Source organism: thiotrophic endosymbiont of Bathymodiolus puteoserpentis (Logatchev) (assembly GCF_900127505.1).
In the GTDB taxonomy this organism is placed as follows: domain Bacteria; phylum Pseudomonadota; class Gammaproteobacteria; order PS1; family Pseudothioglobaceae; genus Thiodubiliella.
The window spans coordinates 23,099-25,091 of the sequence record NZ_UEXF01000035.1; the positions used below are offsets into that span (position 1 = coordinate 23,099).

The window sequence follows — 1,993 nt, forward strand, 5'->3', positions numbered from 1 at the left end:
TTGGCAACCTAATCAAAACCGTTGTAGGTGGTGTTACCACCACTATGGAATACGACATTAGTGGCAACAAGACCAAGATGAACGACCCAGATATGGGTACTTGGACTTACAGCTATAACGCCCTAGGCAAACTCATCAGCCAAACCGATGCCAAAGGACAAACCAGCACCATGACCTACGACAAACTCGGCAGAATGACCCAAAGAACAGAAGCGGAAGGCAGTAGCACCTGGACTTACGACACCAAATCAAATGGCACTGGTAAACTCTCTATTGTCAAGGGTCCAAATGGTTATAAAAAAGAGTTAAGTTATGATGCACTTGGCAGGGTCAAATCAACCACCCTAACCGTCAATGGAAAGACACTCACCACCACAAACACCTATGACCGTTATTCACGCCTTAATATTCAAACTCGTCCGCAAAACTTCAAGGTAGAGAATGTCTACAATCAATATGGCTACCTCATGGCTAAGCGCGCACCTAAAGCCCAAATTACCGATTATGATTGGGAGTATTTAAGCAAGTTGTTAGAGCAAAGTACGGCTGATTCACAGAAGGCAACAGAGCAAGCTAATAAATTAGAAATCAAAATATCCAAATACAATGTTTACTCAGAGTACTACAAAAAACTCTCTACAAAGCTCATAGAAGAGTCAAATTCATTAAACAAAGACGCACAGGCATTAAGAGACAATGCGAATTTACTTGATGAAATTATCAATAAATTAGAGCAAAAATCGACTTATTTTGTTAATTTATATCGCAATGATCGGGCGAAAGCATATAAAGATTTGGGTTTTAACCCCCTTGTTGTCAACAAAATTACAACTCTTTATCTTGATATTGCATACAAACAATACTTACAGGCATACTATTATTCAAGGGCTCAAGGTGAAGAAAGGAAAATACTGGCCAATCAAATAACTAATGAATATGATAATCATGCAGAAATCCTGATAGAACACGCTGATCAAGCCACCCAAGAAGCAACCCATTGGAAGCAAGTGGCAGACAATACACAAAAGAGTCGCAACAAAAATCATTATCAAGCCATGCTTGATGATACGAATAATGTCTATTTCTACCGTATCAGATCCCGTGATGCAGCAGGGCGTTTAACAGGACACATAGTAGGCAATGGCCTTTCAACAGAGCAAGACTTTTCCCCTGCCAGTGGTCATCTATACACCATCAAATCAAACTTCAACAGCGTGGATGAAGTTCGCAACCTAGAATACGAATACGACCTGATGGACAATGTCACGCAAAGACAAAACCATCTCTCAGGTTTGAGTGAGCGCTTTACTTATGACGCCCTAGACCGCCTAACCCAGTCAAGTACCACCGGTAAGATTGATAATGTTGATTATAGTTATAAAGTGGATTACGAATACGACATCAATGGCAACATCACCAACAAATCTGATGTCGGTGATTACAGTTACAACGCTGCTAGTGGTGTTCGTCCGCATACCCCTAACTCAATCACAGGGATAAAAACCAATACCAGCAACCAAGACAGAGCCTACACTTACGATGCCAATGGCAATATGACCAAAAATAGCAATAAATCTATTACTTGGACATCATTTAACAAGCCCAAGAAATTCACCAAAGGAGGAGACAGTACAACCTTCACCTATGCACCTAATAGAAGTCGTTACCAAAAAGTACAAACAAAAAGCAGTGACAATACCACCATCACCACTCAATACTTTGGCAAGGTTTATGAAAAAATCAAACAAAACACCAATACTGAGCATAAACACTTTATCTATCTAGATAAACAACTCATTGCCATTCACATCAAAACCGACACAACGAGTACATCAGGCACAACAGGTGCATCAGGTACATCAGGCACGCCAGCAACACCAATCCCCGATAAAACCCGTTATCTACATTACGACAACCTCGGCTCAATAGACACCATCACCGATGGACAAGGCAACATCGTTGAACGCATGGCATACACCGCCTTCGGACAAAG

The 1,993-nt window shown here is 41.0% G+C and carries 1 protein-coding gene; it reads left to right on the forward strand.

Translation table 11 applies throughout. The annotated features are described in order from the left end of the window. A partial coding sequence (locus tag BHECKSOX2_RS06150) for an RHS repeat domain-containing protein (protein WP_180323684.1) occupies positions 1-1,993 on the forward strand: 1,993 nt, incomplete at both ends.